17 protein-coding genes are annotated in these 24,401 nt (G+C 43.2%); 11 read left to right on the top strand and 6 right to left on the bottom strand.

The genetic code is table 11. The features are described from left to right. Positions 1 to 245: 245 nt before the first annotated feature. Positions 246 to 1,199, bottom strand: coding sequence for a transposase (locus tag NH399_RS03535; RefSeq protein WP_253037051.1), 954 nt, complete (start codon positions 1,197 to 1,199; stop codon positions 246 to 248). A 207-nt stretch (positions 1,200 to 1,406) separates the two neighbouring features. Beyond that, positions 1,407 to 2,942, bottom strand: a complete 1,536-nt coding sequence (locus NH399_RS03530; RefSeq protein WP_253037050.1) for a DUF3369 domain-containing protein — start codon at positions 2,940 to 2,942, stop codon at positions 1,407 to 1,409. A 139-nt stretch (positions 2,943 to 3,081) separates the two neighbouring features. On the opposite strand from NH399_RS03530, the gene NH399_RS03525 reads away from it, so the two are divergent. Further along, entirely contained in the window at positions 3,082 to 5,058 is a 1,977-nt protein-coding gene (locus tag NH399_RS03525) for a YfiR/HmsC family protein (RefSeq protein ID WP_253037049.1), read from the top strand. 75 nt (positions 5,059 to 5,133) lie between these two features. On the opposite strand, the gene NH399_RS03520 is transcribed toward NH399_RS03525, so the two are convergent. Continuing rightward, positions 5,134 to 6,846 carry a DUF4153 domain-containing protein gene (locus tag NH399_RS03520; protein ID WP_253037048.1) on the bottom strand — a complete coding sequence of 571 codons (1,713 nt, stop codon included), beginning with the start codon at positions 6,844 to 6,846 and terminating at the stop codon, positions 5,134 to 5,136. Between the two features lie 51 nt (positions 6,847 to 6,897). Then, positions 6,898 to 7,386, bottom strand: a complete 489-nt coding sequence (locus NH399_RS03515) for a hypothetical protein (protein WP_253037047.1) — start codon at positions 7,384 to 7,386, stop codon at positions 6,898 to 6,900. Between the two features lie 142 nt (positions 7,387 to 7,528). Here NH399_RS03515 and NH399_RS03510 point away from each other — a divergent pair, with 142 nt between their 5' ends. After that, positions 7,529 to 8,062, top strand: a complete 534-nt coding sequence (locus NH399_RS03510) for a DUF4166 domain-containing protein (RefSeq protein WP_253037046.1) — start codon at positions 7,529 to 7,531, stop codon at positions 8,060 to 8,062. Beyond that, a complete protein-coding gene (locus NH399_RS03505) occupies positions 8,059 to 8,388 on the top strand; it encodes a low molecular weight protein tyrosine phosphatase family protein (protein WP_253037045.1) in 330 nt (109 codons plus the stop codon). The genes NH399_RS03510 and NH399_RS03505 overlap by 4 nt, the downstream gene beginning before the upstream one ends. 80 nt (positions 8,389 to 8,468) lie before the next feature. Here the strand turns inward: NH399_RS03505 and NH399_RS03500 are convergent, their stop codons facing one another. Beyond that, entirely contained in the window at positions 8,469 to 9,479 is a 1,011-nt protein-coding gene (locus NH399_RS03500; RefSeq protein WP_253037044.1) for an endonuclease/exonuclease/phosphatase family protein, read from the bottom strand. A gap of 152 nt (positions 9,480 to 9,631) precedes the next feature. Between NH399_RS03500 and NH399_RS03495 the strand changes: the two genes are divergently transcribed. The 3 genes from NH399_RS03495 to NH399_RS03485 all read left to right on the top strand — a co-directional run bounded on the left by NH399_RS03495 (position 9,632) and on the right by NH399_RS03485 (position 14,396). After that, on the top strand, positions 9,632 to 10,303 hold the full coding sequence (locus tag NH399_RS03495) for a phytanoyl-CoA dioxygenase family protein (RefSeq protein WP_253037043.1): 672 nt from the start codon (positions 9,632 to 9,634) through the stop codon (positions 10,301 to 10,303). A 115-nt stretch (positions 10,304 to 10,418) separates the two neighbouring features. Then, positions 10,419 to 12,242, top strand: coding sequence for a M14 family metallopeptidase (locus NH399_RS03490; RefSeq protein ID WP_253037042.1), 1,824 nt, complete (start codon positions 10,419 to 10,421; stop codon positions 12,240 to 12,242). 399 nt (positions 12,243 to 12,641) lie between these two features. Then, the gene (locus tag NH399_RS03485) at positions 12,642 to 14,396 is read left to right on the top strand and encodes an aryl-sulfate sulfotransferase (protein ID WP_253037041.1); all 1,755 of its coding nucleotides are present in this window, start codon (positions 12,642 to 12,644) and stop codon (positions 14,394 to 14,396) included. A gap of 59 nt (positions 14,397 to 14,455) precedes the next feature. Here NH399_RS03485 and NH399_RS03480 read toward each other — a convergent pair whose 3' ends face one another. After that, positions 14,456 to 17,056, bottom strand: a complete 2,601-nt coding sequence (locus tag NH399_RS03480; RefSeq protein ID WP_253037040.1) for a PEP/pyruvate-binding domain-containing protein — start codon at positions 17,054 to 17,056, stop codon at positions 14,456 to 14,458. Between the two features lie 382 nt (positions 17,057 to 17,438). Between NH399_RS03480 and NH399_RS03475 the strand changes: the two genes are divergently transcribed. The 5 genes from NH399_RS03475 (at position 17,439) to NH399_RS03455 (ending at position 24,354) form a co-directional block, all read left to right on the top strand. After that, positions 17,439 to 18,329, top strand: coding sequence for a hypothetical protein (locus NH399_RS03475; protein WP_253037039.1), 891 nt, complete (start codon positions 17,439 to 17,441; stop codon positions 18,327 to 18,329). A gap of 352 nt (positions 18,330 to 18,681) precedes the next feature. Further along, on the top strand, positions 18,682 to 19,944 hold the full coding sequence (locus NH399_RS03470; protein WP_253037037.1) for an efflux RND transporter periplasmic adaptor subunit: 1,263 nt from the start codon (positions 18,682 to 18,684) through the stop codon (positions 19,942 to 19,944). Between the two features lie 2 nt (positions 19,945 to 19,946). Continuing rightward, positions 19,947 to 23,075, top strand: coding sequence for an efflux RND transporter permease subunit (locus NH399_RS03465; protein ID WP_253037036.1), 3,129 nt, complete (start codon positions 19,947 to 19,949; stop codon positions 23,073 to 23,075). A gap of 54 nt (positions 23,076 to 23,129) precedes the next feature. Then, positions 23,130 to 23,750, top strand: coding sequence for a TetR family transcriptional regulator (locus NH399_RS03460; RefSeq protein ID WP_253037035.1), 621 nt, complete (start codon positions 23,130 to 23,132; stop codon positions 23,748 to 23,750). A 64-nt stretch (positions 23,751 to 23,814) separates the two neighbouring features. Then, positions 23,815 to 24,354, top strand: coding sequence for a hypothetical protein (locus NH399_RS03455; RefSeq protein ID WP_253037034.1), 540 nt, complete (start codon positions 23,815 to 23,817; stop codon positions 24,352 to 24,354). Positions 24,355 to 24,401 lie beyond the last annotated feature (47 nt).

Below are 24,401 nucleotides of genomic sequence, written 5' to 3'. Positions count from 1 at the left end.
ACCCTGTTTGATATTTAATGGACAGTCTATGGAGTTCTAAATATTAGGCTCGCTATGTCGTATTAGCAGACAGTCTACTAATAGTCGGTGTAATTTGAACTATTTATGGAAGGAAGATTTACTCAAATTGCTAGAATGCAGTGAATAAGTGAGTATTGTTGTCGAAAAATGTGCGATAGATATAACTGGGCTGTTAAGAATACTTAATGAAGAGGTGCAGATACTTTCACTTTGACTCGTTGGAATTAATTTGTATAAAGCATTTTGGCTGAGGAGATACCTCGTAGATATCGACGTTTTAAGAGCCGGGCTTTTTCTCTTATCACTTCTACAGGACCAATCATTCGACAATAGTGCTGATCGAAATGTTGTATCTGCATTAACCAATGATTCGGTTGTAGATTTAATTGTTCCAGTACAGATGTAATGTGTTTGGGCATAGCTGCTTTATTCGGATAAAGGATGGACTGTCCAATCCATTCAACAAGATTGATATAGCTTACGGTTGATAAACCGAGGTTAGGTGTTTTAAGGGAGCCAAGTATCGACTTAATTGGTGTTCGTTGTTCTTTTGAAGTAAGGGATTGAATTCGATGCTTAATAGAAGTGAAGTGTGAGGTTTCAAGTGTTTGGGTAAGATTTGCCCGTATGGGATTTAAGTCAACATAAGCCATGCACGAAAGAAGGGCTGCCTCATCAAGTAACGCTTGAGAAGAGTAACGAGCTTCCCAAAATTTTCCTGAACATTCGTCCTCAAGATTACTCATTTTCGCTAAAGGTTCATTGAGTCGATTCATAAACCAAGAGAGAGAACCGAGTCGTTGTCTATATAGAGCTAGCTTATCTGGGTTGTTTAGAAGGGCTTGTTTTCTTTGAGCATGTTTTGCCGAGTCTTTACTAGGATAAGCGCGAAGCCATCGCTCAGCGATATCATCATCAGACCATGAAAGTGGGGCGAGAGGATCAACATATAGAACGATATGATAATGATTACTCATAATAGCATAAGCGTAGATATCAACAGAGAAGATGGAGGAGAGTTGTAAAAGTCGTTGCTCAATCCACGTTCTTCGGTGGTTAAAGTTTCGCCCAGTTTCTTCATCAAGGCCGCAGAGAAAAGCGCGACGAACACAGCGGTTAGTGCAGTGATAAAAACCTGGGTTGTGGGAGTCCACCAACTCCTTTCTGGCGATTGTCATCCTTGGTTACCTTAAAAACAGCTAAAGGGAGTGCTATTGTTGATATATCTCGCTAAAGAATCGATAAGTGATTGAATGTTTGGTGTGTAAGCCATTTCTGAAGAATGTGTAGGAGGAGCGAACTAACCAGACTGTCTGATTGTAGCTAGGCTACTCTTTGAGAGAGTCTGAAAGATTTTTAATGATCAGGCTGTCTGATTGATTACATTAGTCGGGGTATTTTTCTTGGATGGCTACAATATCAGACAGTCTGGCAACAAGCCGTTCGACAAGCTTTGGATCGAAGTGCTTCCCTTTCTGTTCCTGAAATAAATTAATGATTTTATCGATATGCCAAGGCTCTTTGTAACAGCGACGGTTATAGAGCGCATCAAATACGTCGGCAATGGCGGTAATACGGGCAAATAAGTGGATATCTTCTTCTTTTTTATTATTTGGATAGCCGCTGCCATCCCATTTTTCGTGATGGTCACCAGCAATTTTAGCCCCGGCTCTTAAAACTTCTAACTGCGAGTTGGCTAGTATGTCATGGCCTATCTGAGCGTGTTTTTGCATGACTTTCCACTCTTCATCGTCGAGTGGCCCCGGCTTATTCAAGATGTGATCTGGAATCGCTATTTTGCCAATGTCATGTAATGGTGAGGCCATATAAAGAACATCAACATCGCGGTCATTAAGCTGGATGTCTTGTGCGAGAGTTTTGCAAATCCAGGCGACTCTTTTTACATGGTTGCTGGTTTCTTTGGAGCGACTTTCTACTGCTTCACTCATTCGGTAAACGATTTCTCGCTGAGTGAGTTCGATTTCTTCAATCATGGAAACATTATCAAAAGCGACACCTATATGGGTGCAGAAAATTTGCAGTAGGTGCCTGTCCAGTTCTGACAACGGAGGTAGACCATCGAGATAGAGAATGTTTTTTCGATTCAGATGGGAATGGTAAACGCCGATGAAGTAGTCGTCTGCGAAGTGTTCTCCGCCTTTTGAGATGGTTTCTTGGACGATTCTTTCTTTATCCGAATCAATAACTTCTTCTAGCTTGCGTGAAATATGTTGATCGAAGCGGCCCGTGCCAGCAAGGATGGTGCTATTTTGCTTATCATAGGTTGCGGCGATACCTTCTATTTTTCCGTAGAAGGCACCTTCATTTGCCTGCAATAGAGCCGACAACTGCTCGAGCGCACCCTGAGTAAACTCCTGCAGTGAGTGATGAGCGAAGATTTTGTCAGTGCCTTTGATGATGGTTTCCAGACCAAGCTTATTTCGATGAAGAGCAATAATATCTCGGTAGGAGCGTAGGCAGCTGTACATCAGGGTAAATAACTTGTTAGACGTCAACTCCGTTTTTTCTTTGTAGTCGTTAATATCGTACTTCGCGATCACCTCTCGCTCTGGCGCCTGACCAGGCTGTCCGGTACGTAGTACAATTCTTACGTGGGTGTCGTTGTTGTCGTTGCGTATCCAGCGTGCTAGTTCTAGCCCTGCATGGTCGGTTTCCATAACAACATCTAGCAGGATGACGGCAAATTTTTGTTTCGAGAGCATCTCTTGGGCCTCTTTGGCTGAGTAGGCCGAGGCAATATTGAGAAGCTTTCCAGAAAATTCGAAATATTTGAGAGCCAGGCGAGTTACCTGGTGAACTTCGGGGTCATCGTCGACGATTAGTATATCCCACAGCTCGTTCTCATCTTGCTGTGTGTCATCGGATTCATCTGCAAACACTAATTCGTCATCTAATGTCATATTAAGATTATCTTCTTTAATTATGTTGGTAATCGCACAATCATAATAATATTTATAGTACGTTGTGCGCATTCGAGCTATTTTTCATATTAGAAACTTTCAACTATATTATGAATAATAGTTATAAATGGGCACTTTTATGCAATACTTTTGTTCCTTTCGCGCTCAGTTTACTGCTCAAAACTCGCTTATAATGCGCGGAGTTGTGTTGTTTGGCCTGCTCTTTGCCTGTCTTCAGCTGTCCAGCGCTTCAGTGTCTTCTGAACAAATAAAGGTTGCCTATATATATAATTTTATGCGCTATATTGAGTGGCCAAAAGGCGCTCATAGCCAGTCTTTTCGCGTTGTCTACTATGGATCAGAGGATGAATATTGGGAAGCGTTACAAAAATTGCGCTCCCGCAAGATAAAAAACCAGAATGTTGCACTACGTCGAACCACAAGCCTTGATAAATTACTTCCCGCAGACGCCATTGTTGTCGCTAAAGACAGAGGCGGGGCGCTGAGATCTATTAATACCAAGCTTGCCAAGCAGCCTGTCTTATTAATCAGCGATGGCGTGACAGAAAAACCTTTGATAGGCATCAACTTTACCAGTGAGGATGACAGCCGCGTAGGCTTTGAAGTCAACCGTTATAACCTCGTATACCAAGGCTTGAAGGTATCTTCCGATATTGTGGTGTTAGGAGGTACTGAAATCGAGATTGCGGGGTTGCTAAAAGAAATGGAAGCCAATCTCGAAAACAGCCGGTCGCAGCTGGCTCAGGTAAAAGATAAGGTTGATCAAAAGCAGAAGCAATTAGATGTTCAAAGCAAAAAGTTGAGTGCTCAAAATAAGCGCCTGGAATCCCAAAACCAAAAGCTTGCAAAACAAGAACTTAAGCTGACTACTTTGGACAAATCGATTAAAGATTATCAACGTTCCTATAACGAGCTTAAAGGGGAGTACGACAAGCTTACTCAGTCACTAGAGCAAAGCCGGGCAGAACTGGATGGTTACAACAAAAAGCTTCAGTCAAGGCAGGTTGAACTTAAGCAGAAGCAGGACGATATTGGTAAGCTTTCTTCTTCTATCGAAAGCAACAAGAATATTTTACTTGAACAGCAAAAGGCTCTTCAGCAGCAGCGGTTAGAGTTAGAAAACTTCCAGACAAAGGTATCGCAACAGTCTGAAGAACTTGAGGCCCAAAGTTCGATCATTAAAAGCCAGTCGATGGCATTGTATGGCTCGATTGTGGTGATTGCCTGCATTGCGATCAGTGTTGTCATGGTATATCGCGGTTATCGGATAAAGCAGCGAGCAAATTCTGAGCTGGAAGAAAAAAACAATCTTCTGGAAAAAATCAATACAGAATTAACAGACACCCAAGAACAATTGGTGAACGCAGAGAAGATGGCGGCACTGGGTGGATTGGTGGCAGGCGTTGCTCATGAAATCAATACGCCTATTGGTGTTGGGGTTACTTCTGTCAGCCATCTGATCGACTCTGTTGACCATTTTAAGAAGCAATATGATGCTGGTGAACTTAAACGGTCAAGTTTGGAGCAATTATTGATCGATCTTCAGGAGTCGGGGTCGATCATCAGTCGAAATTTGAATCGAGCCAGTCAGCTTATACGAAGCTTTAAACAAGTATCGGCTGATCAAACCAATGAAGAGAAAAGAAGCTTTAACATAAAGCAATATCTTGGCGAAATCACTCAAAACCTCCATCATCGCTTAAAGCAAAAAAATCATAATGTGACCATTGATTGCTCAGAAGATCTCAATATTGAATCTTATCCCGGTGTATTGGCTCAGGTGATTACTAATTTAATCGTTAACTCGGTGATTCATGGATTCGGAGAGCAAACTGGCGGTGAGATCAGCATTAAGGTAGAGAGCAACGGTGACTATATCGAACTACATTATCGTGATACTGGTAAAGGCGTTGATGAGTCGGTTCAAGAAAAAGTGTTCGACCCATTTTTTACGACAAACCGAAACCAGGGGGGGACTGGCCTCGGTTTAAATATTTGTTATAACATCATGACCAAAATGCACGGCGATATTCAATGTTTGCCTTCGGATTCAGGCGCCTACTTTAAGCTTAAGCTACCTATCAAGGAGGCCTAAGCTAATTAAGTTCTGAGCTCAATATTTTCCGACTTTTCAAAGCTATCCGCGACAGCCTTAATCAAAGGTCATTCCTTATTGCATTTTTAACGTCATACCTTCGGCCTTAATGTTACGCCACTTGGGTTTTTCTAGTTCGAAATCGTTGCTTTTTAACTTCTCCAGCAAGAGTTCAGGCTTGCCTGTACCTTTACCTTTTGTGAATTGCATGGATTGGCTTTTCCAACGACTCCCCTCGAGATAGTAAAGCGTGAAAAACACCGAGTAACTGTTTTGCACGAACAGATATTCAAGCTCCCCGTTTTCGTCCAGATCAATGGGGTAGATTGAATATTTGGGCGTATAACGTCCCCACAGTCTCTGACTTTTAACATGTTGATAGAGTGCTTCCATTAGATCGTCAGGGGCCGTTCCATTAACAACATGAACCGCTTTGGCAAACTCTTCTTTACTAAAAGAGACCTCGTCATCATTAAAGTTACGGTAAAGACGAGTAATGTTAAGAGCAATGTCAGGATCGGACTCTGCGATTTCTTTTTTGAGTGCCATAAGCGCTTCGTAACCTGGTCGTTCAAGATTGTAACGAAAATAGCTAAGGTCAAATTCTTTTAATGACACTTCGTTGGATTCAAGACGCGCAAGTTGACTGTTAACAGAGATTTTACGAAAGTCTACCAAGGGACTATTGATCATCAATAGAGTAACCAACAAAACGATACCCATGCGAACATTAACCCAACTGAGCTGATCTAACCAACGATCGCGATGCCGGATGATTCCAAGCAAATATCCAGCTGCAAATAGCGCAAGCAATCCCCACAACAAAAATGCCCAGCATCTTGCTATGCTCCAACCGTATTGCTCCACACGCAAGCTTAGCCCGTAGAAACTGATTAAACTGTATATTGGAAGCAGTGCGATACCAGCGTAGATGTAGCGATGCAGCCATACAGGATAGGGATGAGTATCGGGATCATCTTGGTATACTGCATTGACTGCAAAGAGAATTAAGGCCTGCATCCACAAGATAAGGGAACTACCGCCTGATTGCCAAAGCACATCCAGGCCAGTGAATGGAAGGGTGCTTAAAAATAGCATAGAGATAAAAATCAGCACTACTAACAAGAACTTCATTAAAGTTTGTTGAATTCGTGCGATGGTATCGATGATAGAAAACTGACGCCGGAATAATACAATTCCCATACCATGGGCGAGAGAAAGTGCTGGATAATAAAACCAGCTTTCAGTAAAGAGATCATAAAAAAGGTTGATCTTAATGGCTTTAAACAGGCCTGCCCACAACATGAGCACACCCCAAAAACAGAGCGTGAACAAAAGTGCCAGAGCAAGAGTCAAAAAATTTCGCCATGACCAACGAAACAACTGGCTGTAGTTAACCTGTTTGCTAACAGAAAACTGTTGTGTATACATTAAGGCTTTAAAGGTGGCTACCGTCATGGTCATCACATAGATAGCCAGCAGATCTCCTGAATGCAAATGGGGTAGCGGTGTTTTTTGGTATCCCACATAGTATCCCGTCAGACCTGCAATAAGGGTAAATGGAACCGCCCACTTCAATATGGCTTTAGTATTATTTTGATTCAAGGATAACAATAGAAGAAGAGGGCCAACCAGAGCAATACTGTAAAAACTGAACAACCATTGAGGCGATTGATACGGCCAGAACTTAAACTCTATTGACTGATGAAGCAGTAATAGTATTAGGCCTTGAACAAGAGCGATGGCAATGAGTAACTTTGTGGGTATATTAAGAGGTTGAGTTTGCATAATATCCTACGTATCCAAAGTGTGAGTTGGCATTATTTAACTTTATAAATCTCAATAGACTTTCTCTATCGGCGCATCGGTGATTCGAGCAATTTTCTTTGCTAAATTTTCTATATGATAAACTGATTTAGAGAACTCGATAGAAATGCTCTTGTTATGAAGCTCGAGTGATAACTCATATGAGTTGGCACTGTCTTGTCGAGTGCTCTCTGTAATAGTGATATTTCTTATCTGTGCAAACCTGGCAACGACTTTTCCTCGGTTGATAAAAAGCTTACTGGATTTAATAAATTGGTGACGGTCACCTTTTATAACAGAAATGGCATCATCAATGATTTTCTTTGCAAACAGAAGAGGGGCTAAAAAGAATAACCAAAATATGATTACCTCTAGAGATTCAGTGCGTTCAAAACCTGATAGAGTGTAATACCAGAATGAAAAGAAAACGATGTAAAACACCAAAGAGAAAAAGCATGCCAAACGTGAGCGATCAAGAATAAGCAAGCCGCTCGTATCTTTTATAATACGTAAACCATTCATATTATTTCCTTTATAAATCAAGCACTGAGTCGCTCTATGACTCTGTGTTCGCACTATATCATAGAGTTATCCCTTTTACTAAGTGGCTTGGGTTAAGTTAGAATGGCTTTATGTTAAATAATAATTTTCTTGTACTTGCTTTATGCTGGTAAAAAAATGGTTTGGCTCAAATTTTGAGCAGTTACACCCTCTGATGCAACAGCTGCATCTAAACGGAGGGGCTTTGAATGGTGTTATCCAGATAAAATATGCCCAAGGATTGCCTGGATGGATTGCCCGTCGTCTGGCTCAAAAACTCAATATTCCAGCGGCAGGGGAGCATGAGTTAAAGGTTCAAATTGAACACAAAGACGATGGCCTGCATTGGAATCGATGCTTCAACCAACAAAGTTGGGTGCGTAGCGTTTTTACACCGGTAGGAACCGCCGATAAAGGTTATTGGATCGAAACAACGGGGCCTCTGACCTTACGATTAACCGTTGATATTGCAGACGGTGGTTGGTATTGGCGTTGCCTAAGTATTCGAGCGTTTGGGTTACCTTTACCTTTGTGGCTGTTTCCACAGTCAAAAGCCTATAAGCGAATAGAGAATGGTGGTTATCGCTTCTTTGTTGGTTTTCGTATGCCATTGGTTGGTGAGTTACTCTCTTATAGCGGGTTGCTGAAGGCAGAATGAAAAAAAATTTGTTATTTATTTGCAGTATGAATCAATGGCGTAGTCCAACGGCAGAAACATTGTTTCGTAAACATGCCGATTATTCTGTCCGTTCTGCAGGAACACGTGATAAAGCTCGTCGTAAGGTGACTGCCAAAGATATACAGTGGGCCGACCTTATCTTTGTGATGGAACAAAAACACAAACAACGATTAAAGGCGACTTATGGTTCTTTGCTTCAATATAAGACGCTTCATGTTTTAGATATTGAAGACAATTATCAATACATGGACGAAGAGCTTGTACGTTTATTAACTCTCTCCATAGAGAACTTGCTCGACATTTAAATGACTTAAAAGAAAGTCGCTCGGGCACGACTTTCTTTCAAGCACGACTTTCCTTCAAGTATGATTATCTTTAGACGTGACTACTTTCTTGTCCAATAGAACCTTGCTTCTAGTGGCCAGTGGTCGCTCAGATCTTTGCCTGAATTATCTTTAAAATTGTCCAGGTAATTTAAGTCGATTGCTTCCAGGCTTATCTTATTGTTGCCGCGAAAAGCAATATGATCGGGTTTATTAAAGACATGGGTGCAAGTGTCTAAGTTGCCAGTAACAGCTTCGCAGGCAAAAGTCAGGTTAGTTGCTGCGAGAAAGTCTTCTATGATAACGCGAAACTCTTCGGCTTTGGGACGAGACTCAGGATCATGCCAACCAAGATTATAGTCACCGGCTACAATGATCGCGTTACCATCAGAGTTCGCGTTGATAAAGTTAGCCAGTGCTGCCATGGCCTTCTTTTTCGCTTTGATATCACCTTCCTGTCCACCTGCATCGTTATGTAAGTTATAGACATCCACAGTCAGATCTTTTGACAGGTAGTGACGTTGAAAAGTGAAACCTTTTTCGGTGTAGCAATCAATATCGTAACAGCTTGGCCATTCTGAGCGCACAAAACCATGAGCATTATCAAAAGGAAGTTGTGATACACGCAACAATCCATCGCCAAAAGACACTCTATTACCGCGGAAATGTTTTGAACGATAAGGGTATTGCGTGTCGCTTAGGTGATCTTTGACTTTCGAATGCTTGTCTTTAATGAACAGCTCTTGCATCACAAGAATATCAATGGGCAGCGTATTTAGGATCTTTACGATGGCTTTAAATTCTGAGTTTTTATTTCCACCGATGGAATGAGGAAAGCCATCGACATTGTAGGTGACAACCGAAAACTCACCTTGGTTATTCATCGGAATATCTTCTGGACTAAATGTTTTTCCGCCGGAGTTTTTTTTGCCTTTGGGCCATAAGTCGCTGACCAACCCAGGAATATCCGCCATTACCGTTCCAGGATCAACGTCAGCGAGAGTTGGAGCTGACGCTACCAATGCCAATCCTGCAACAGAAGGCAGTAAAAAGCGTTTTATTGTTGCTTGCATCAAGTGTTTCCTTTTATCGTTATGTCATTATGTTTGCGCGAAACTCATCGATACCATTCTTAAGTGCTACTCAGTAAGTTGCAAGAAAAAAGCAGTACTTTATTATTGAGAATGGCGATAGTTTGTAATCCGAGATAAAGAAGGGCGTCAGGATGGATAGTTTTTTACGTCAGGGTTTTGTGATTATTTCGCAAGCAGTTGACAGCGACATCATTGAGCGAGTTAAACAGGAGTTACAGGCCTCGCAACTTAGCGGACGCGCTGGTGCAAGAGATCTTGAAGAGTCCTGCGACTCTATTCGAGCGTTGGTTGCTTCGCACGCTTTACAGAAAATTGCTGAACAATTGTTAACTGCCCCCGTGAGTGTTGTTCGAGTTCTCGTATTTAATAAGGGCGTAGATAGTAACTGGGGAGTCAGCTGGCATCAGGATTTGAGTGTTGCCGTGACGACACAACAGGATCTTCCTGGATGGAAAAATTGGCGAGTCAAACAAGGTCGGTTACACGTTCAACCTCCGGTTGCTGTGTTACAACAAATGGTGACTTTGCGTGTCGCCCTTGATGATCAAGACGAACGCAATGGGTGTTTATGTGTAATTCCTGGCAGTCATCTCTTTGGCCGTTTGTCCGAGTCAGAGCAACAAGATTACATTGAACAAAAGTCATCGGTATCTTGTTCATTACAGGCGGGCGATCTTCTCGCTATGAGTCCTTTATTGTTGCATGCTTCGTCAAAGTCGCTAAACAACAAACCAAGACGCGTTGTGCATATTGAGTTTTCTAACTATCAGCTACCCAAGCCGATGGCGTGGGCCTATCGCTGAGTATGTTTGGTCATAATTTGTTACCTATTGTGAACCTGCTGACAATCTGCTAGAGCTCTGTGTAGAAACAAGTTAGACTTGGCGCAACAATAATAACATGAGGCTTTTTGGGAACATGAGCAAACGCCTTTCTATTTTGCCCGCAGTTTTGTCTGCCAGTATATTTTCTTTGTCGTTATCGGCTGCAACAACCTCTATTGAGCCGTCTTCTTTGTTACCACCTTTACCTGCGTGGAAGGGAGCGAGCGAAGCGTTAATACAACCTGCTAGCAATCCATGGCAAACACCGGCCGAAAAAAATGATCTGGCATCAACTCCAGATTATGAAGCCAGTGTTGCATTTATGAACAAGCTTGTTGCCAGTGATCCGAGATTACAAAAAGTTAATCTGGGCAAAAGCCCGCAACAGCGTGATATCTGGATGGTTATCGCCAGCCAGCAAGGAGCTAAAGACGCTCAAAGCTTGCGCAACAATAAAAAGCCAACGCTGTTAATTCAGGCGGGTATTCATTCTGGAGAAATTGACGGCAAAGATGCTGGCTTTATGTTATTGCGCGACATCATTCACGGTAACAAAGGCGCTTTGTTAGATGGTGTAAATATTCTGTTTGTCCCCATTCTCAGTGTCGACGGCCATGAGCGTCGTAGTCCGCTAAATCGTGTTAATCAACGCGGTCCAGACAATATGGGATGGCGCACCAATGCATCTAATCTTAATTTAAACCGCGATTATGCCAAGCTAGATACTCCTGAATTGCAACATATCATTCGAGCCATCAATATCTGGCAACCGGATCTATACTACGATGCTCATGTAACCGATGGCGCAGATTATCAATATGATATTACTTATGGCTTTAATGCCGATTTTGGTGACTCACCCTCTATCAGTCGCTGGTTAGAACAAAGACTCAGGCCTTCTGTTGATAAAGCGCTGGCAGCCAATGGACATTTGGGTGGTCCTTTAATCTTTAGTGTGGACTCTATGGACTTTAAGAAGGGGATTTCTGGTTGGACAGCGTCTCCCCGATTTTCTAACGGCTACGGTGATCTGCGTCAACTACCCACTGTATTGATCGAAAATCATTCCCTTAAGCCTTATAAACAACGGGTTCTCGGCACTTATGTCATGTTTGAAGAAACGCTCAAACTACTGGCTCGAGACGGCAAAAATTTGCGCAAAGCCATTGCAGAAGATCGCGCACGGCGTCCCGCCAAACAGGTACTCAAATGGAAGACGGACGTTAACAATCCTGAGTTAATTACTCTGAAGGGGATGGAATATAAAACCGACATCGATAAGGTGACTGGACTGCCTTATGTTGAATGGACAGGCAAACCTTATGATTATGAAAAACTGCCCGTTTATTGGTCGCGTTTACCTGCGGTAGAAGTAAAGACGCCACGCAGTTTTTACATTCCTGCTCAATACACGCAAGTGATAGAGCGTCTGAAGATTCATGGCGTTGATATGGAAGTTTTACCCAAAGCGATGACCATCAAAGCGACTCAGTTATCTGCCAAAGATTTTAAACTGGCAGAAAAACCCTTTGAAGGACGTCAGATGGTTAACTCCACTTTTGATAGTAGCCAAGGAAGCTTTGTTTTACCCGCAGGTAGTATGAAAGTGAAAACCGATCAGCCTTTGGGACGCTTAGTGGTCGGCTTATTAGACCCACGAGGTCCAGACTCTTTTTTTAGTTGGGGATTCTTTAACTCGATTTTTCAACGCACGGAATACATCGAAAATTATGTATTGATCCCAATGGCGCGCGAGTTGTTTGCAGAACAGCCAGAGTTGAAGCAAGCCTTTGAGCAGAAAAAACAATCTGATAAAGAGTTTGCCGAAAATACGCGAGCGCAAATGCAGTGGATTTATCGACATTCGCCTTTCTATGACCGTGCTTATCTGAAGTATCCGGTCCTATTGGAGTACTAAAATCCAACAACACCTCTCAGGCCATCATTAGTAGCTTGAGAGGTGTTTTTTATTATTTTAAGAAGAGCGCCCACCAGAAAAAATAAAGCTTTATTTTGTCAACGGAATGACGATTGGGTCGTTGTAGTCTCTAAGTGGCTGAAAATTTAGGCGTTGTCAGATATTTATGGCATGACCCTCGACGATATCGAACGATCTAATAACAAAACAAGTCGATAGATTTTCAGCGTTACTTATAAGCCTGCACAGCTACCCACTTTGTTGTTTATAGAAATGAGCCTGAGTATGCGTCAATGAGCAATGCTCAAAGCGTGTACAGATTTCAATGATACATTGAAGGAGTGTATTTTGTTTTCATTTCTATATCGTTTTTGTTTTAAATGTTGTTTGATATTCATTATGCTCACGGGCCTGGTGGCTTGTGGAGGAGGGAAAGAAGAGACACCAAGCCATTCACTGACCGCTAACTTAACGGTGGTTAGTCATGGCAACGAGAATGGTCCAGAAAATATACTATTAGCAGTCACCTTGAATGAACCCAATACTTCGGGATCTGCCATTGATGTTGAGCTAGTATTGGCAGATGGCAGCAGTGCCAGTGAGCTTGACGATGTTTTATTCGAACAAGGCAGGGTGCTAAGTATTCAAGAAGGTGCATCGAGTGGCTCCTTGAGTATTTCGGTGGTCGATGATGCGCTGGTGGAAGACACTGAGTCGTTGGTATTGACGGCCACCACTCAACACTCTGCTGTGTCTCAATGGAGCAATCAAACCGTAAGCGCTAATATTATTGATAACGATGCCAGTCAGGCAAACTGGAACTTTGCCTTTAGTGTGTCAGCTCATCCTGCGAACGCCTTGATGGTCAATGCGCAAATCACTGCTGATGTCGCTACTCAAGCTTCTTTGACTTTTGAAGCTGATGGGGTTGCACAACGTATCATCACCAGCAACAACATGGCAGCAGAGCATCAATTGACATTGGTCGGCCTGCGTGCAGAAACTCAGTACCGTATCAAAGCAACCTTAACGGATACCGACAACAACAGTGTCGAAACAGCAGAGCTGTTCATAACGACGGGGGCGTTACCCAATAATGTTCCTAATGTTGAAAGTTTAACTAACACTAGCCAAAGCGAAGGCGGCGTGACTTTCTTTGCTGTTGCCAATGACACGGCCAACTCAATGTTTATTGGCGTCGATGAAGAGGGAGTGCCTGTCTGGTACTATCATAACGATGCCAGCATGAGCGGAGCGCCTACCATAAAATCACTCGGGGATGGTCGTCTTATGCTGGTGCTTAGTCGTGAAGTTCGTATTATTTCTACCACAGGCGAAACCTTACAAAGTTATACCTTGCCTGCCTTCCATCATGATGTTTTGCTACTGGATAATGGTCATTTACTGGCGCTTACGAATGAGGCACAAACCATTGATGGCCAGCTGTTGCAGGGAGATGTGATTATTGAGCTCGATACAGAAGGTAACCTTGTTTGGGAGTGGTCCAGTTTTGAGCATTTAGACACGGCTCGTTTTCCTGGTAGCCTGTCAACACGAGAGCTTGGCTCTGGCGCGCTAGATTGGACCCATTCTAATGCTCTTTTCTATGACGCTCAAAACCATGCCATTTTGCTTTCCAGTCGTTCACAAAGCTGGGTTGTTAGCATTGACAGAGACAGTAGTGAATTAAATTGGATCATGGGTAGCAGCGAAGGTGCAGCAGCGTCTTTCGCCGATAAATTTTTTACTCTTGAAAGAGGCAGTTGGATGGCTTCTCAACATGCTCCTATGATCACCCGCGATGGCGAGTTATTGATATACGACAATCGTAATGAAGCAGAGTTGGATGGTCGTACTAACAACAGCCGCGTGGTGCGTTACCTGATTAATCATGATAACCAAAGTGTGACGCAAACCGGAGAGTGGATTGCTCCTAAGTACACTCAATCCTTAGGTGATGTTGATGAGTTGGCTGGGGGCAATATTTTATATAACTCGGGTGGGCCGGGTAGTCATAACGATGCTCATATTGTGGAAGTCACTGCCGAATCAAACAGTGCTACGGTGTGGGAAATCCGAGTACCGGGTGCATCGGTTTATCGTGCAGAAAGAATAAGCTGGAACGAACTATTAAGCGCCAATTTTAATCAATAAACAGACGGATGACTCTGTTGTGTTTAACGGAGTCATTCATTGAGCAGTAAAATCGAGTCTTAGTCGTTCAAGATGCGCAGGGTACCGTGATGGCCATCAACTTCTATCCGCTGACCGTCCTTTAATACACTCATTACTTGATCAATGCCTGTCACACAGGGTTTGCCAAATTCACGCGCGACCACTGCGCCATGTTGCAGGATGCCGCCCACTTCAAGAATAATCGCACTGGCGTTTACAAACAGCGGGGTCCAACCCGGATCGGTGGTGTAGGCGACGAGAATATCTCCTGCCTCAATGGGTTTATCGTGAGGTGTGTGCAGCGTTTTAACGGTACCAATGACCTTGCCAGGTGACACGCCTGTGCCTTTTAGTGTGCCATCCACCGCTTGAGAAGGAGGACGCAGAATACGACCGCGTGAATCAATGACCTGAGGAAACTCTCTGACTTGTTGTGTCAGCGTCTGGATGCTTTTGGCTTGCTTTTGAGCGATGTTTTTTAAATCGATAGCACTGTTTTTTTCGCTGGCTTCTATATCCGCTAACTTAAGATGAAAAATATCATCAGCCTTTGCCAGACGTCCTCGTTGTACCAGCGTTTCGCCAAGTAATAAGGCGCGTTGCCTCATGGCGTAGTTAAACAGTACTAATTGATGTTTGGGCATATCGCGGCTTCCAGCAAAGCACTCAATCAGATGATGTAAACGCTTAAGGCATTGGCGTCGCAACCAGCCACTTTGTTGCATGATTTGCGCAAAGGCTTCGCGTCGTTGCTGCACTTGTTGTTTGTGAATGCTGCGTGGATCATAGTCGGCATCCACCATAAAAGACATTGGCCGTAGCAAGATAAGAATATCATCCTGATAACGAGGATTAGACTGATCCATTTCTGACGGGCCTCGCATTCCGTAACGACTCATAAATGCATCCCAGGCCTGTAAGAACTCCACCGTCATGTTTCGTTGTTTGATGCGTTCTGCCAACAACTCCAGATCTTGAATATCATCTTGATTCAGTTGCTGGGCTAACTCATACATGGCGATGCCCATTTCTACCACTGGGTTCCCTGTAAAACCTGACAGAAGTTTTTCTGCCAATGGTCGATGGCGCTTTTTTACGACTTTTGTTATTAAATTTTGAGCTATTAGCCCGGCAGCAAGAGCGGCACCTGATACACCAAATATTTGTTCGGCCATCTGTTGACTGTAGGTTTCACGAAACTGTCGATAAGGCAGTGAGTAATCGACAGTGCTTGTCATTTGTTGCTGATAGGTTTGACAACTTTGTTGATAATGTTTTTCTGCTTTATCAGGCGCAAGCATCATTTTGAAAGTGGTGCTAATGAGCTTTCTTAAATGCCATAGTGTTTTTATGCCGGGGAGAACCATAGATAAACCCGCCCAACGAGGACGTTGTGGAGCTTTGTAAAAAGACTCATCGATAGTCGATAATATATCGGCCATCAGTGCATCGTTAATACGATTTGCTTCGGCTAGCTTTTGAGCCTTGTTAAGCCATAAGATATTAGAAAAATTTAAATACATGCGCCCGCCAGCATAAAATACAATGCCAGACTCAGGAGCAAGAGAAATGCGAAACTGTTCTTTTAACACCCTTGTTAAAAAGTATTCGCCGAGATCGGTTTCGAGCGCGCTAATAGGCGCATTGGTTGTCATGCCTTTTGAAAGCGCTGCGTCGGCATAGAGTCTTCTTGGTGCACCTGGTTGAGTTTGCATTGAGGGATCGAGAGGTACAAAAGTCGTAATAGGGCGGGCCTGTAATAAATAAAAATGTTCATCGGCATAAGCCCATTCAATATCTACCGGAAGTTGATAGAGAGACTCTATTTGTTTTAACCATTGAACCAGAGTTGTTAATTGCTCCTGGTTAAGCGTTTGTTGTGAGCTGCGGTCTGTTTGATGAGCTTGCAGTCCTCCTTCTTCTGCAAGCAATAGGCTTTGTTGTTTGCTGCCAATTTGGGTTTTAAGAGTTTGTTCGGTTACTTTATTAACAATAAACTGATCGGGAGTCACCAGGCCAGACACAACGGCTTCACCTTGCCCCCAGCTAGCATCAATCACAGCCTCATCGTAATCATTGGTTATGGGATTAATAGAAAAACCGACGCCGGCTATTTCGCTGTTCACCTGTTCTTGAATAATCAGTGCTAACTGCAAAGGTAATAGAGCAAAGCCTTTTGTTTGCTTATAGGATATAACATGAGGCTCGAAACAGGCTGCAAAACATTGTCGGATGGCCCACTCGAGTTGAGCTGCTGGCACTCCCAGCTGGGTTTTATACATGCCTGCAAAAGACGCATTGGCCAAATCTTCTTGAGCAGAGGAGGAGCGGACTGCCAATAATGAGGTATTCAATTGCTGTTTCGCCGTGTTAATGGCGGCTTCTTGTTCTGGCAGTAAAGTTTGTTCTAGAGCAGCTAGGCGTAAGGTTTGTTGAGCTTCGGGTTGAGTCAGATCGGTGTTGAGCAGGGGAGCGAGGTTTTCAATCCAGGAGGTAAAGAAGTGGCTGCTCAAGACATAAGCTTTTGGTACTGGAAAGCCAGCTTCTATCAACGTCTTTAATGACAGAGCCTTGCCACCAATCTGTTCCAGACTCACTTCTTCTGAAATTGAAAGGTCAATGATCAGTGATTGATGCATGGGTCACCAAATCAAACTCCATGGATGCAATAGAGTTTGAGTTATTGTTTATGACTCAGCAAATACTATCTCAAGTCATTGTATAACATCAATGTAAATTCTATTTTTAGATAAACCTGTGAGTTTGGTTTTTTTATTTCGGTAAAATTATTTTTGCGAAGAAGATAAAAGTAATGAAATCGATAAAAGTAAGTAGGTAACTAAGAAGTATTATATTTATAGTGCAACACTATAATAAATCTTATTGTGACGAGATGTTTGTATCTAAAAAAGCGAAGTTTTGTAAAAAAACATCTAGGGTTAACAAATAAGCAACAAAAGGATTTTACTGTCCTCTTTCATCGCAGTATTTTTTTGCGTTCATTCAAAAGAGGAAAGAAAAATGAGTAACAAGATAATCTCTGTACTTTTCGTCATAACTCTGGCGACAACGTCTTTAACATCATCAGCATCCACTTTGATCAAATCGATGACCGATAGTTCGGGCAAAGTGACGGTTGCAGTTTTTGAACAAATTTCACCAAACTATCGACAGCACTATACGGACTATGCTGTTAACGTCCCTGATGATTTTGTTGTCATTGGCGGAGGGGCCGAAGGCGCTCATGTTCCTACTGGTAATTTGATAACAGCGTCTTATCCAAATGCACAACTATCAGCTTGGTTGGTATCGACAAAGGATCACAGCCACCCTCAGGCCATTAAATTAAAAGCCTACGCCATTGGTTTAAAAATCGCTGGGTTATCACGTAGTCAATTATTGCAGCATATTTCTGTGAACGTTGCGACCAGCAGTTGGGGCTCTCATCCAGACATCACCGCAGGTGTTTCTGCTGGCCATCGATTGATTGGCGGTGGCATCAAAGTGAACTGGAGTGGTTATGGCAACTTGGCTACGGCTTCGTATCCGTCAAACAGTTTTGGCTGGCGCGCTCAATCAAAAGATCACTCGGTAAGCAGTTATGCGACGACTCAAGCGTATGCCATTGGCATCAGAGACTATATTGCGGGTGTGGGTACCATTGGCGTTGATATTAATACGGCGGGTTCTTCTTATGCGGCTCATCCTGCCAGCAGTGTTGGTGTACAGCACGGATATGCTTTAACGGGATGTGGCGCCAAGGTTCATTGGAGTGGGGCAGGAAACTTGTTGTGGAAGCTCAAGCCGCTTACTCAAATTTCGCAACATGGCTGTGAAGCATCTTCAAAGGATCATAGTCATTCTTCTCCTGCGACCATAACCAGTTATGCCTTAGGCATTAAAGTTCTGTAGTGTTTGGCTGCGCCGAGTCTTTCCTGTAGGTACTCCTTAGCCTACAGGAGAGAATCGGTGTATCTAATTGAGCGAAGAATAAGGCTCATTTAAGCTTAAAGATAAACTTGAAAAAATAACCCTTAATTAGCTGATTTATATGGACTTTTAGATTTCTATCTCTATGGAATAAGAGCGAAAATTAGCATGTGTAGTGCACTTCTATTTTGAAACTAAGGGTATCGATTTAAAGCCATTAGCAGACAGTCTGGTTACTGACAGAAAGTGGTAGAAATCTAAATATTAATAGCATACCTACCAGAAGGTATGTATAATCTTGCTCCAATTTTGTACAGATTAAGAGATGTTATCAATGTCGTTGAAGCAAAGATTGTTTGTCTGGAGTGTGTTCTGCTTGTTCAGTGTCAGCATGTCGCTGGAGGCTAAAGATAAGATTGCTGTCGCAGCCGTCAGGACCGAGACTGCCCCCATCATAGAGTGGCGATTTGCAGAGGGGATTGCTCAAGGTATTCGACGGGAGTTTCTGAACTTTGAACGAGCGGGCAAAGTTGTCTTTCTTGCAGAAGAAAATGTTGGTAGACAAATTCGAGCAGGCAGTAAAGTGGTAGGCCCCAAACAGGGAGAAACGTTTGGACAGCTATTAGCTCGAGTGGATGAACGCTCTGATATTCAGGCGGTAAAGCAAAATGAAGCGGCTCTTGAAGCGTCTCGTTTGCGTATCACTCAAGCAGAGGCGCAATTAGAGCAGGCAAAGAATAATTTAAATCTTGCTGAAGCCAACTTTGAGCGTAACAAGCAAATGTGGCAAAAGAAATTGCTCTCAAAGAATCAATATGACTCGGCTCGAACGGAGTTATTGAACGCTCAGCAAAACTTACAAAGTGCCGCAGCGTCTTTAGAGGCTGCAAAAAGTGATCAAGCGAGTGCTGTTGCTCAGCTAAATCAAGCCAAAGTGAGTTTGGAAAAAACCAGCATCTTTGCTCCCTTTGACGGTGTGATTCGAAAGCTCAATATCCGAGTGGGTGATTATGCCGCCGGACCTGCTGGTGGTGTCAGTGATCGTGAGCGAGAGTCGGGTGCTGCTATTGTGGTTATTGATACCAGTCAGTACGAAGTGACCTTAGAAATTCCTTATTACGAAGCGGGTGACATACAGGAAGGACAAAAAGTCTATTTAAGTTTTAGCAGCCATCAGTTACATGAAGCGTCAAAAAATAATTTTTCAGATAAAGATATCGCTATAGGCAGTGTTTATTCGGTGAGTCCGTCGATCAGTTTGGATAAACGGGCTGTTGAAGTCAAAGTCCACACTCAAACCAACGCAAATGCTTTACGAGACGGTTTATTTACTACGGCATGGATTGTCAACAAAGAAAAGAGCGATGCGCTTGTATTACCCCAAAGTGCCTTGATTATTCGCGGGCGTCAGGCCTTCGTTTATAAAGTATCTGCGGATGGAGAAACCGCAAAACTGCAACCTGTAACGCTAGGGATTGAAGGCTTGTCTAAAGTCGAAATTCTTTCGGGGTTAGAACCAGGAGATCGCGTTGTAACAACGGGTAAGCATAAGTTGGTTGACCAAAGTGCTATTCGTATTGTTAAAGAGGGAGTTTAGTCGTGCAGTCTAGTGGATTATCGAATCGGCTATTTGTTGATACTACCTTTGCCTGGTTATTGCTGTTGATGTTTTTGTTGGGTGGAGCCATTGCTTACCAATCCATGCTGCGAGAGAACAACCCTGATCTGGAGATACCACAGGCGCTGGTCATCACTGAGTGGGCAGGCGCGTCAGCGGAGCAAATTGAAAAACAGATCACCAAACCCTTAGAAGACAAAATTCGCTCGCTAAAAGGTTTAAAGAAATTACAAAGCGGATCACAAAACAGTTTCGCGATTCTAGCAGTAGAGTTTAATAGTAGTATTGAACTAACCGAAGCTATGAACCTGCTGCGAGCTAAGGTAGATGAAGCTCAGGCCGATTTTCCGCAGCAGGCAAAGAAACCTAAAATTGAGCAGGTATCTGTTAACGACACGCCGATTCTTGAATATGTTCTGTATGGCGAAATCGATGATCATGTGTTGAGTGAAGTCACTAAAACTCTAAAGCGTGAGTTTGAATCGCTGGCGGGTATTAAGAAAGTCGATCTAGGCGGAGAAAGAGAGTCCAGTGTCCATGTTCGCTTATTACCGGACCGTATTAAAACGCTGGGTATTTCGCCGTTATTAATTCAACAGCGCATCGAAAAAGCAAATCATGATATGGCCTGGGGTGAATTTGACGACGGCAGTGAAGTGTGGCAACTATATCTGGAAGGACGTTTCAACAACATAGAGCAGCTTAAACAATTACCGATACAAAGGGTTGATGAAAATCGACTAATACGATTGCATGAGCTTGCACATGTTTCTATTGATCTCGATCAGAAAAAAAGCTCAACTTATTTTTCTGAAGCAGGAACGGAATTTGAAAAAGGAGTGAGCTTTAGCATCGTTAAGCGCCCAGGCTCCGATACCATCACAACGATTGAAAAAGCAAAAGCATTGATGGTCACCATGCCAGAGCAAAGTTTTTGGCCTCAAGGGCTAGAATACGCACTCACCGCAGACGAAAGTGAAATCATTCACGAGTCTTTTAACAACATCGTGTCGAATATTCTACAGGCGATGGTAGCCGTTTTTATTATCTTACTGCTGTTATTAACCTGGCGCGAAGCGTTAATTGCAGGTATTGCGATTCCGGTTACTTTTTTGGCGGTTCTGGCTGTTCTTTATATGATGGGTTACACCTTAAACACCATGGTTATCATTGGTATGGTGTTGGCTTTGGGCTTGTTGGTTGACGTGTTTATTCTTGTGATGGAAGGTATGCATGAAGCAATTTTTACGCGCAAGCTATCTTTTGCTAAAGCGGCCATGAACACCGTAAGAACATTCATCAAACCGGCTTTTGCTGGCCAGCTTACAACGATTTTAGCCATGGCTCCCATGATGGCGATTGGAGGAATTGATGGCAAGTTCATTCGTTTGATTCCGGTCACCACCGTACTCAGTTTGATCATGAGTTTTGTAATTGCATTTTTAATATGCATTCCATTGTCTCGTTTGTTGTTAAGTAACAAACATGGCGCTGGAGAAACCGTGATGGATAAGCTGACTGCAACAGTGACTGGACGTCTGAAAATATGGCTGCGTCGTTATCCGCTTAAAAGCAAAGGCTCGTCAATGGCCTGGGTTGTTAGTGCTTTTGGAGTGTTGGTGTTAGCACTGTTTGCAGCAACCCAACTGCCTTCTGAACTTTACCCAAAAGCTGATGGTCGTAATCTTGGGATCACCATTGAGCTTTCGCCATCGGCTTCTCTGGAGCAGACCGAGAAGGTGGCTGAGATTGCAGGCGAGTATCTTCGACAACAACCGTATTTTAGCAATGTTGTTCGTTATGCGGGTCAAAAGAGTCCTTATTCTGTCGGCTCTTTGAAAGAACAATTGTTGCCAACGGATGGTAGTCATCTGGTGGGACTCTCTGCTTTGTTTACGCCAAAGAGCGAACGAGAACGAATGGCTTACGAATACCTTCCTGACATTCGACAAGGGCTCGAAAAAGCTCTGGCTCATGTTCCCGGTTTGACCATTATATTTACACCGCAGACGGGGGGATCAACCAGTGATGATCCTATTCAGATTGCCATCAGTGGTGCCGACATGCATCGGTTGTCAGAGCTTTCTCGAGAAGTTCAGCAATTACTTGCAAGTATTAATGAAGTGACTGATGTGCGCGATAATCTTGGTTATTGGCGACCACAAGTGAGAACTTCTGCACGTGCTGAAGCGTTAAGCTTTTACGGCTTATCAGAAGATGAGTTGTCTGCTCAATTACGTTTGGCAACCGAAGCCGATGAGTATGGTAAATTTAAGGTTGAGGGAGTTAACGACGACCTGCCAATTCGCATCAGTAGCTGGTGGGAAAGTCGAGCCGGTGCCGTTGGTGGGCCGCGAGAGATGAGCGAAGCATCGTTAATTAATATCATCACTAGCGAAGGTAAGGCGATTCCGCTAACCAGTGTCATGGATTATCAAATTGTTCAAGTGCCCACGGTCTATACTCACGACAAAGGTCGGCGCACAGTGATTGTTCAGGCAAAAATAGGACAAACAACCGTTGGGCAAGTGTTGGCAGAATTGCAACCCATGTTAGACAAAGCAAAAACCAACTGGGGTCAAGGATACGATTATCGTTTTGGTGGTGAAGCAGAAAGTTCTGCCGAAACTTATGGCAGTGCCGGGCAGGTGTTCTTTTTAGCCATTTTTATGGTGTTTGCTGTATTGGCATTGTTGTTTAATTCTTTTAAGCAACCCATTGTTATTTTGTTAACCATTCCTTTGGCTCTGATTGGCACTTTTGGAGGCTTTTATCTGCTAGGCATTGCTTTTTCATTCCCCGCAATGATTGGTTTGATTTCATTGGTGGGTATTGTGGTGAATAATGCTATTGTGATGATAGAAACGATGAATAGCTATCGACAAGAGGGAATGTCCTTAGTCGAAGCCGCTAGTAGCGGAGCCGCTGACCGGTTACGTCCAATTATTGGTACTACTGCGACCACAACGGTGGGTTTGATTCCACTCGCATTAAGCGATCCTATGTGGTATCCATTGTGTATGGCGATCATCTTAGGTTTGATAGCCTCAACCATAACGGCCATGGTGATTATTCCCGCAATGTATCGGTTATTAACCAAAGAGTCCTAGTTTGTTGTCGGCCCTCAGGCTTTGCTTGAGGGCTAATTCATTAGAGTAAAGGTTATGCCCAGAAAAACGAAAGAAGAAGCCGAGCAAACACGATTGCTTTTGTTATCAACTGCTCTAGAAGTGATGAGCCAAAAGGGCGTATCAAAAACGACCTTGAATGATATTGCTAAAGCCGCTGGATTAACGAAAGGCGCTATATATTGGCACTTTAATAACAAAGCTCAATTGATGGATGAGGTCATCACACACTACAGCCAGCAGGTAGATGAAGAGTCGGAACGGGTGATGGAAGAACAAGAACACCCGATTAAAAAAATCCTGGCGGGCGTAGATTATTATTTTGCCCAACTGGAAGCGTCTGATGATCTACAGCGGGTATACCAGCTGCTCTATCACAAATGTGAGTTTACTGAAGAAATGAGCGTGTTGATTGAACGTATGAAAACCGATCTACAACATGCCTTTGAGCTCTTTAGCACACCAATAGAGCAGGCACAGTCTCAGGGATTGATAGGTTCAGACACAGATAAAGAAAACGTTGTTAGAGGATTGATTATTCTGGTAAATGGTTTAATGGAGTTGTGGACTTTTCAACAGGCAGATTGGTCTATTCGCCAACAAGCTCAGTTGCAACTGGGTATTTATTTGCGAGGTTTAGGTTGGGAGGGGGAGTAACTCCAAGTTTCCATTAACCGAATTTATTCTATACTCAAGATGGGGTATGAGTGGTGTAGGTGTTATGAATACAAATCGTTCCAATAATAAAGCTCGCAAATTAGGAATGTCGAAGCTACCAGGTAAAGCGATGGAGAAAAGTGCTAAGGCATTATACGAGCACTTTAGTGGATTAAAGTTAGGGGTGTTTGATTCTGTTGCGTTGGCTTTGTCGATGGCTACAGATTGTCGTTATGCTGGCGTTGGTCGTTATAACGGTAAGGCAGGGGTGCGGGTAATGTCCTTTTGTGACAACGCGCGTATCATAAAAGATCCCATTGAATATGAACTGGCCAATACTCCCTGTGAAAAGGTCGCCGAGGCCAGTAGTAGCTGTTATTTTCGTAAAGTGCGCGCAACTTTTCCTGATGATGAAATGCTTTTTGAATTAGGTGTCGATGATTACGCGGGCTGTAATTACTACTCACCTGAAGGTGAAAAGTTAGGGCATCTGTTTATTATGAGTAACCGACTGATTGGCAACTATACAGATGTTCAAAGTACTTTGGAGTATATGTGCTTGCTGGCCGAGGTTGAGCTGGCCGAACAGATCGCCTTACATTAGCTGAAAAAATATAAACCTCGAAGATCCATTTCGAGGTTTTGTACGAT

Source organism: Pleionea sp. CnH1-48 (assembly GCF_024124665.1).
Lineage (GTDB): Bacteria > Pseudomonadota > Gammaproteobacteria > Enterobacterales > Kangiellaceae > JAMXSB01.
Note: the sequence above shows the minus strand (reverse complement) of the source record. Positions and strands in the feature narration are given on the sequence as shown.

Coding starts and splice junctions, on each gene's coding strand:
- NH399_RS03530 (WP_253037050.1), bottom strand. CDS start 2,942: ATGACATTAGATGACGAATTAGTGTTTGCAGATGAATCCGATGACACA.
- NH399_RS03455 (WP_253037034.1), top strand. CDS start 23,815: ATGAATACAAATCGTTCCAATAATAAAGCTCGCAAATTAGGAATGTCG.
- NH399_RS03500 (WP_253037044.1), bottom strand. CDS start 9,479: ATGCAAGCAACAATAAAACGCTTTTTACTGCCTTCTGTTGCAGGATTG.
- NH399_RS03505 (WP_253037045.1), top strand. CDS start 8,059: ATGAAAAAAAATTTGTTATTTATTTGCAGTATGAATCAATGGCGTAGT.
- NH399_RS03475 (WP_253037039.1), top strand. CDS start 17,439: ATGAGTAACAAGATAATCTCTGTACTTTTCGTCATAACTCTGGCGACA.
- NH399_RS03495 (WP_253037043.1), top strand. CDS start 9,632: ATGGATAGTTTTTTACGTCAGGGTTTTGTGATTATTTCGCAAGCAGTT.
- NH399_RS03485 (WP_253037041.1), top strand. CDS start 12,642: ATGCTCACGGGCCTGGTGGCTTGTGGAGGAGGGAAAGAAGAGACACCA.
- NH399_RS03515 (WP_253037047.1), bottom strand. CDS start 7,386: ATGAATGGTTTACGTATTATAAAAGATACGAGCGGCTTGCTTATTCTT.
- NH399_RS03460 (WP_253037035.1), top strand. CDS start 23,130: ATGCCCAGAAAAACGAAAGAAGAAGCCGAGCAAACACGATTGCTTTTG.
- NH399_RS03510 (WP_253037046.1), top strand. CDS start 7,529: ATGCTGGTAAAAAAATGGTTTGGCTCAAATTTTGAGCAGTTACACCCT.
- NH399_RS03480 (WP_253037040.1), bottom strand. CDS start 17,056: ATGCATCAATCACTGATCATTGACCTTTCAATTTCAGAAGAAGTGAGT.
- NH399_RS03525 (WP_253037049.1), top strand. CDS start 3,082: ATGCAATACTTTTGTTCCTTTCGCGCTCAGTTTACTGCTCAAAACTCG.
- NH399_RS03470 (WP_253037037.1), top strand. CDS start 18,682: ATGTCGTTGAAGCAAAGATTGTTTGTCTGGAGTGTGTTCTGCTTGTTC.
- NH399_RS03535 (WP_253037051.1), bottom strand. CDS start 1,199: ATGACAATCGCCAGAAAGGAGTTGGTGGACTCCCACAACCCAGGTTTT.
- NH399_RS03520 (WP_253037048.1), bottom strand. CDS start 6,846: ATGCAAACTCAACCTCTTAATATACCCACAAAGTTACTCATTGCCATC.
- NH399_RS03490 (WP_253037042.1), top strand. CDS start 10,419: ATGAGCAAACGCCTTTCTATTTTGCCCGCAGTTTTGTCTGCCAGTATA.